Here is a 6,766-nt window from a genome sequence, read left to right as displayed (position 1 = left end):
CGTCTCGGCCTGCACCTGGCAGCGCCGGGCCCGGAAGATGTGCCGCAGCGCCTCGCCCTGCTCCGCCCACTGCCCGGGGGTCTGACCGGGCAGCAGTTCCACCCGCAGCACATCCACAGCCCGCGTGGAGTAGATCGTGCGGATACGCGGGAAGTACTCGTCGAACGTCACCTGGTCGCCGGTCGACATCGGCATGCGGATGGCCAGGTCGGTGTGGACCATCGCGGCGCGCCACCGCCAGCGGTAGATGAACGCGAGTCGGGTCCGGCCCCACAGCCAGCGGCCCAGCCAGGAGCACGACCGCGGGTGCACCCGCGCCCAGACCAGCACCACCACGACCAGCCCACCGGCGAGAACCGCCAGACCCACCGGGCCGAACCGGTGAACGAACAGCAGCAGCCCGACCACGACGGCGACCGCGACCCGGTGGCGGAAGGACCAGCGGGCAGCGAGCCACAGGCCCTTCCCGGCGACGGCGAGGAGCAGCATCCACAGCGGCACCCGCATCTTGTCGTTGCGGGTGGGAATGCGCGGCGACGCCTTGTCACCGCTGATTCTGGACATGACAAATACCACCTGTTTTCGAGCGCAAGGAACTACAGGGATATGCGAGTGGGGAAAGCGGCGGGCGGGCCCGGAGCGGAAACAGAAGGTCCGGGCCGCCGGCCGGAAGGGGAGGGTGGTGCTAGGCGGCGCGGTTCTCCACCACAGCCGCCGGATTCGCAATGTCAGTTGAAGAGTTCGCCGTTTCCTCGGCGTCGAAACGGTGGGCTTCGCAGGCGATCAGATAGTCGTTCACCGTGGCCAGCAGCGCGTACGCGAAATCGAGGTGGTCGGCATCCGGGGTGCCCTGCTTCGCTGACACGGTCAGCGACATCCCGCCGGCGTCGACGGCCAGGATCGGCCCGCGGTCCGGGTAGGTGTGGCAGGTCACCCGCCAGTCCCCGCCGACGGACAGGCACATCGACAGGTACGACGGCGTCCGTTCCTCGCCGCTCATGCCGCCACCGCCTGAGTCCGCCGGCCCGACTGGCCCACGGCGACCATCGCCGCCGCCCGAAACGCGAATCCCTGCCGCGGACGGGACCCGTTGGTGTCCACCCACGGCGTCACCGTCAAACCCTCGAACAGCACCGGCCGAAACGGCGTCCCCGGCATCACCTCCGGCGGAACCGGCTGCACCTCACCCGTGATCTTCACCTTCACCTCGGCCTGCCGGGCCGCCGGGTCCGCGTCCAGCACGCGGACGACCCAGACCCGCTCGCCGGTGTCCTTGTCTCGCGCCTGAACGTCCGGCAGGTTCGCCTTCACCTTGTCGTAGTCGTTCGACGCCTCCACCCCCAGCACAAACGCACCCGCCGGGAACACGTCCTCGAAACGCACCGGAATACGCGATGGCACCGCCATTGGCGATCATCCTCCGTGGGGTTCAGCCCCGCCGCCGGTGTTCCGGCCGCTGTCGGGCAGAACCCACTCTGAACCGCTCACTAACCGCTCGCCAAGTACTTTCGCACCCATGTATACGGGCGTGGTATGGAAAATATCCACTGACCGGCTGGAGTATCTGTTCAGTGTCACGCTAAATTTTGCGAGTGGCAAACAGACGGGGAGTTCCGCCATACACCGCCCGTGGGCGGGTGGAAGGCGAGGACTGGCAGGCCGTGGCCGACGCACTCAACGCGCGGATGGCCGCTCTGCGGATCGGACAGCAGGCGCTTGCCACCGCATCCGGGGTGTCGGTCGCGACGATACGGCAGCTCCAGCACGGAGCCCAGCGGCGCCGAGTCCAGAACGCCACGCTCACCGCCGTGGCCAGCGCGCTCGACTGGCCGCACGACCACCTCATCCGCGTCCTGCTCCAGGACCAGGACCAGGAGCGCGATGCGGCGGAACAGGCACCACCGGGGAGCGACTCTGCAAGCGCGGGCACCGACCACCAGATCCTCGCCGTCCTGCTCCGCATCGAGCAGCGGCTCACCGACCTCGCGGAACGCATCGTGCCCGGGGTCGGCCGCGCCGGGGAACAGGCCAACGACAACGGGCCGGACCCGGCGAAGTAGTACCCGCCGAGACCGGCCCGTTCCCGATCGGAAACCGTTCGATGTGCTCAGCTCACGAGACCGGTGGGACACCGAGGGCGTGCAGGATGGCCCGGCGGACCAATTCGAGCGCCTCCACCTGACCGGCCTGGAACGCGGCGCGTTCCCCACCGGTCATCCACCGCGAGTCTGGTCGGCATGGATGGAGGTCAAGGGCCTTCCGCAGCGCGGCGCCTGCGCAGCCCCGTCGAGACGGCCCCGGATCGTCGTTGTCGATGTCGCCGGCCAGCTCGGCCGGTGCGCGGTAGACGAGCACGGTATCCACGTCGCCGTAGGACTCGGTGAAGGTCAGCCCGGCCGGCATCCGGGCCACCGCCCGGAGGATGTCCGCGGAGTCCGAGCCCGGCTGAATGATCACCGCCCATTCCGCGGCGCCCCACGGCAGCAGCGCGACGGCAGGCGGATGACCTTGGTCGCCCTGTGCGCCATTGGCGGTGACCGGAGCAGCGGACCTTGACCGATCAGGCGAAACAGACGAGGTCATGCACGCCGCCGATGACGGGTCGGGAAGCGGGCCACCATGTCGTCGAGAGGTAGCCGGGCGCCGGCCGGTGGGCGCAGCTCCTCGGGGACGACGAACCGCAGCGGAGTCACCTGGTAGTCGTCCGTCCACCGCTCACGGATCACGAGGAGGTCAGCCGCGGTGGCCGTGTCGAAGGAGATCAGCGTGTCGCGTACCCGCCGTTCCTCGCCAGGCTCGAAACGGACGAGGCCGAACAGCGGCCTGCCTGGGTCTTCACCGCCACCTGCATCGAATGTGATCACGATCTGCCCTCCCGTGCTCGGCGACGTGCAGTGGATGCCAGGAGCCGCCGGGGGTGAGCGCCACCAGGCGGAACCGGTGCTCATCCACCGTCCAGCCGGGACAGTTGTCACGGAAGGCCGCCGGACGTATACGCCCAGACTTCCGATCTATACGGAGACCGGATATGCTGCCTCGCAGTCGATCGAGGACAGACGGTCCTGTTCCTACCGTCCGGAGGCGCTTGTGGTGTCCGTCCGCCGCCCCCTCCCGCAGGCTCCGGCCGATCTGTGGGACCGGCCCGACATGTCCGAGGCGCTCGCCCGCCGCGACATCGGCGCGGTCTTCAAGATCTTTCGCCAGTGGACCGGAGCGACGCAGACGCAGATAGCCGCCGCCTGCGAGGTCCCGCAGTCGCATGTGAGTGAGATCCAGAACGGCCGCCGCCAGGTCACCAGCCTGGAGATCTTCGAGCGGATCGCCGACGGGATCGGTATCCCGCGGGCACGCATCGGTCTGGCCGACAAGCCGGGCAGCGTTCCGGAGCCGCGATCCGGACCCGCCGGCGGGCCGGCCGCGGAGGTACCCGCCGAGATGGTGCGGGTCTACCCGAGCCGCACCGCCGTACCGGGCGATCTGTGGCGGGCCCTGTTCGCCGAAGCGACACATCAGGTCGATGTCCTCGTGATCGCCGGCCTGTTCCTGCCCGACGGACACGCCGACTTCACAACCATCCTGCGGCGCAAGGCCGCAAGCGGAGTGAAGATCCGCTACGCGCTCGGGAACCCAGAATCTCCCGCCATCGCCCTGCGCGGGGACGAGGAGGGCATCGGAGACGGCCTGGCCGCCCGGACCCGGATCACCCTCACCTACCTCGCCCCCCTGCGGGACGCCCCCGGGATCGATCTACGCCTGCACAGCACCACGCTCTACAACTCGATCTACCGGTTCGACGGCGACATGCTTGTGAACACCCACGTCTACGGTGCCCCCGCCGCCCACTCGCCCGTCCTGCACCTGCGCGAGCAGCCCGGCGGGCTGTTCGACCACTACGCGGCGAGCTTCGAGCGGGTCTGGGCCACCACCGAAGGAGCCTGATACCCCGTGGCGCGGATCGACTACTTCAACGACCCGAACGCTCCCAAGGCGAACAGCGTCGTCCCCTCGGTCACGGCCGTGGTCGTCGACGCCTCCGACCGGATTCTGATGGTCCACAAGACCGACAACGACCTGTGGGCGCTCCCCGGCGGCGGCATGGACCTTGGCGAGTCCATCACCGACGCCGCCGTCCGGGAGACGAAAGAGGAAACCGGCATCGATATCGAGGTCACCGGCCTGATCGGCGTCTACACGAACCCGCGGCACGTCCTGGCCTACGACGACGGCGAGGTCCGCCAGCAGTTCTCGCTCTGCTTCACGACCCGCCTACTTGGCGGCGAGCTGCGGACGTCCAGCGAGACGAAGGAGGTCAAATGGGTCGCCCCAGCCGACCTCGACGGGCTGAACATCCACCCGTCGATGCGACTGCGGATCGATCACTACCTGGAGCACCGGGCGACGCCCTACCTTGGCTGAACTAGCGCCAGCCGGGACGAGGTCCGATCCACCGACGCCTGTAGGTCGGGCCGAGCCCGACTGATCGACCGGTGGACGATTGATCCTTCCCCATAGCGGGAGAGGATCTCCGCGATGCGGTCGGGGAAGCTGAACCGCTGACCCTGCGGACCGGTCGTCATGTCCGCCGTGCACAGCGCGTCCATCACGGGCGAGACTTCCAGCTCCCAGGCGGACAGCTCCGCCGTCAGCCCCCGTTCCTCGGCTTCGTACCGGGCGCACGAGTGGTGCGCGACCAGGGCGCACAGCCGTTCCGAAGCGTCCTGGGCTTCGAGGAACCGCGCACCGTCGACCGGATGGAACCGCAGGTGGCCGATCGGCGGCGCATAGCCGATGTCATGCAGCCAGGCCGCCGCCACCAGCAGATCCCGATCTTCCGGGTCGACTGCTGCCGAAACCTCGCGAGCAGCAGCGGCCACCGCCTGCACATGCCGCCATCGATCCCCCAACGGGGTCAGAAGCCCGCTCGCCAACCGCTCAGCAGCCGCTACCTCCACCAGATCACCGTACGGCGCCCGACCCCAGGCCGTCAGCGAGTGCCGCAGACTGCCGAATCCCCCGTTTTAGGATCAAGCCGCGGTGCGGGCCCGCGCCGCGCGACGGCTGCGCGCGGCCGTAAACGGCCGTGCTCGCCGGTGCGTCGCCAGCCCGCACCGCGCAGATGATCCCCCGGATGTTCGAGAAGCGCCACGGTCGGCAGCGTGGGGGGAGGGCAGCCATGGCACGACAAGCCCGACCGGGACGTGCCGCCGCGCACGCCGGGTGGCAGAACAACGAGTAGGGGGCATGCCAGCGCACAGCCGGGAGACCGAACCAGGGCGCTTCGCTCCCCGGACAGCCTGACCCGCGCGGCCTGCCAGCGGCGAGACTTTCCGTGGTTACCCGTCGAGAGAGTTTCGAGCAGCTTCAAGGTTGCCGCGGATAGTCGTGACACTTGGGTGGTCGGGGCCGTAGACGGCTTCGGCGATGGTCAGGGCGCGTTGGAACAGCGGCAGCGCCTCCCCGGCCCGGCCCAGGTCTTGCAGTGCCGAGGCCAGGTTGTTCAGGCGGGTGGAGACCGTGGGGTGGTCGGGGCCGTAGACGGCTTCGTCGATGGTCAGGGCGCGTTGGAACAGCGGCAGCGCCTCCCCGGCCCGGCCCAGGTCTTGCAGTGCCAAGGCCAGGTTGTTCAGGCGGGTGGAGACCTCGGGGTGGTCGGGGCCGTAGACGGCTTCGTCGATGGTCAGGGCGCGTTGGAACAGCGGCAGCGCCTCCCCGGCCCGGCCCAGGTCTTGCAGTGCCGAGGCCAGGTTGTTCAGGTCGGTGGAGACCTCGGGGTGGTCGGGGCCGTAGACGGCTTCGTCGATGGTCAGGGCGCGTTGGAACAGCGGCAGCGCCTCCCCGGCCCGGCCCAGGTCTTGCAGTGCCAAGGCCAGGTTGTTCAGGTCGGTGGAGACCTCGGGGTGGTCGGGGCCGTAGACGGCTTCGTCGATGGTCAGGGCGCGTTGGAACAGCGGCAGCGCCTCACCGGCCCGGCCGTGTTCCTGAAGATAGGTCGCGGCCCGGTCGCACAACCACACCAGATCATCGACGTCGTTCGGCACATCCGCCTCGGACGTACTCGGCGCGCTGTCCGGATCAGGCATCTGGCCGACAACCGTACGCACGTGGGGGAGCCGATCCCGCCATCGTGGCCATCCCTGCGGAGAACGCACAATGTCACCGGGCAGGTCCGCGCGCAGCAGCCGCAGCAGCACCGCCAGCACCGCCGACCGCCGTGCCTCGGAGGTCCGCCGGCGGGTCGTGGCCTGTATCAGCCGATGCACCACCACCGTGCGCGTGTCCCGGCTGGCCAGGCCGTAGCCGACCAGCGCCCCGACGGTCCGCGTCCACGCCAGACGGTCCACTACCACCTGCGACAGGGCGCCCTCGCCGAGCAGCTCCGACCGGTCGACGAGCAGATCCAACGGCACCGGCTCCGGACCGCAGAACGCCAGCAGCTCCAGCAGTTCCACCGCAGCCGGCTCCGCGACGGCGAGCCGGCTGACCGACAACTCCCACAGCGTCGCCACCGTCACCCCGGCCCGCCCCACCACCTCCCCAAACTCGATCACCTCGTCTAGCCGGTCCGCGAGCAGCCCGGCGAACTCGGCGGCCGGGGTACCGGTCTGCTCACAGAACCCCGCAGCCTGCTCCACCGCCAAAGCCAGATCACCCAGCAGATCGGCGATCCGATCCGCGGTGTCGGCGTCCATGTCAGGAACCCGGCCCGACAGCAGCGCCACCGACTCCACCCGGGCCAACGTCGGGACCTGCACCACCGCCCCCAGCC

General features: G+C 69.5%; 9 protein-coding genes and 1 pseudogene. 3 read left to right on the top strand and 7 right to left on the bottom strand.

The features are described 5' to 3' along the window. The 3 genes and pseudogenes from NBZ85_RS25310 to NBZ85_RS25300 all read right to left on the bottom strand — a co-directional run. Positions 1-564: pseudogene (locus NBZ85_RS25310) on the bottom strand (FtsK/SpoIIIE domain-containing protein); the annotation flags it as partial. A gap of 121 nt (positions 565-685) precedes the next feature. Then, entirely contained in the window at positions 686-1,000 is a 315-nt protein-coding gene (locus NBZ85_RS25305) for a hypothetical protein (protein WP_261562725.1), read from the bottom strand. Continuing rightward, positions 997-1,407 carry a plasmid replication, integration and excision activator gene (locus NBZ85_RS25300; RefSeq protein ID WP_261562724.1) on the bottom strand — a complete coding sequence of 137 codons (411 nt, stop codon included), beginning with the start codon at positions 1,405-1,407 and terminating at the stop codon, positions 997-999. Before NBZ85_RS25300 ends, NBZ85_RS25305 begins: the two co-directional genes overlap by 4 nt. 185 nt (positions 1,408-1,592) lie before the next feature. Here NBZ85_RS25300 and NBZ85_RS25295 point away from each other — a divergent pair, with 185 nt between their 5' ends. Next, on the top strand, positions 1,593-2,060 hold the full coding sequence (locus NBZ85_RS25295) for a helix-turn-helix domain-containing protein (protein ID WP_261562723.1): 468 nt from the start codon (positions 1,593-1,595) through the stop codon (positions 2,058-2,060). Positions 2,061-2,112: 52 nt separating this feature from the next. Here NBZ85_RS25295 and NBZ85_RS25290 read toward each other — a convergent pair whose 3' ends face one another. Beyond that, complete coding sequence (locus NBZ85_RS25290; protein WP_261562722.1) at positions 2,113-2,457, bottom strand: hypothetical protein; 345 nt, start codon at positions 2,455-2,457, stop codon at positions 2,113-2,115. Positions 2,458-2,579: 122 nt separating this feature from the next. Beyond that, positions 2,580-2,864: a hypothetical protein gene (locus NBZ85_RS25285; RefSeq protein ID WP_261562721.1), complete on the bottom strand. Its 285-nt coding sequence runs from the start codon at positions 2,862-2,864 to the stop codon at positions 2,580-2,582. 226 nt (positions 2,865-3,090) lie between these two features. Between NBZ85_RS25285 and NBZ85_RS25280 the strand changes: the two genes are divergently transcribed. After that, the gene (locus NBZ85_RS25280) at positions 3,091-3,939 is read left to right on the top strand and encodes a helix-turn-helix domain-containing protein (protein WP_261562720.1); all 849 of its coding nucleotides are present in this window, start codon (positions 3,091-3,093) and stop codon (positions 3,937-3,939) included. A 6-nt stretch (positions 3,940-3,945) separates the two neighbouring features. Further along, positions 3,946-4,416: an NUDIX hydrolase gene (locus tag NBZ85_RS25275; RefSeq protein WP_261562719.1), complete on the top strand. Its 471-nt coding sequence runs from the start codon at positions 3,946-3,948 to the stop codon at positions 4,414-4,416. On the opposite strand, the gene NBZ85_RS25270 is transcribed toward NBZ85_RS25275, so the two are convergent. Both NBZ85_RS25270 and NBZ85_RS25265 read right to left on the bottom strand, forming a co-directional pair. After that, positions 4,404-4,952 carry an HD domain-containing protein gene (locus tag NBZ85_RS25270; protein WP_261562718.1) on the bottom strand — a complete coding sequence of 183 codons (549 nt, stop codon included), beginning with the start codon at positions 4,950-4,952 and terminating at the stop codon, positions 4,404-4,406. The genes NBZ85_RS25275 and NBZ85_RS25270 overlap by 13 nt on opposite strands. Positions 4,953-5,333: 381 nt before the next feature. Continuing rightward, on the bottom strand, positions 5,334-6,766 hold a 1,433-nt coding region (locus tag NBZ85_RS25265), incomplete at its 5' end, for a tetratricopeptide repeat protein (RefSeq protein ID WP_261562717.1).

The organism is Frankia tisae, assembly GCF_025403405.1.
GTDB lineage: Bacteria > Actinomycetota > Actinomycetes > Frankiales > Frankiaceae > Frankia > Frankia tisai.
The sequence above is the reverse complement of the archived record's forward strand: the minus strand, read 5'-3'. Positions and strand labels throughout refer to the sequence as shown.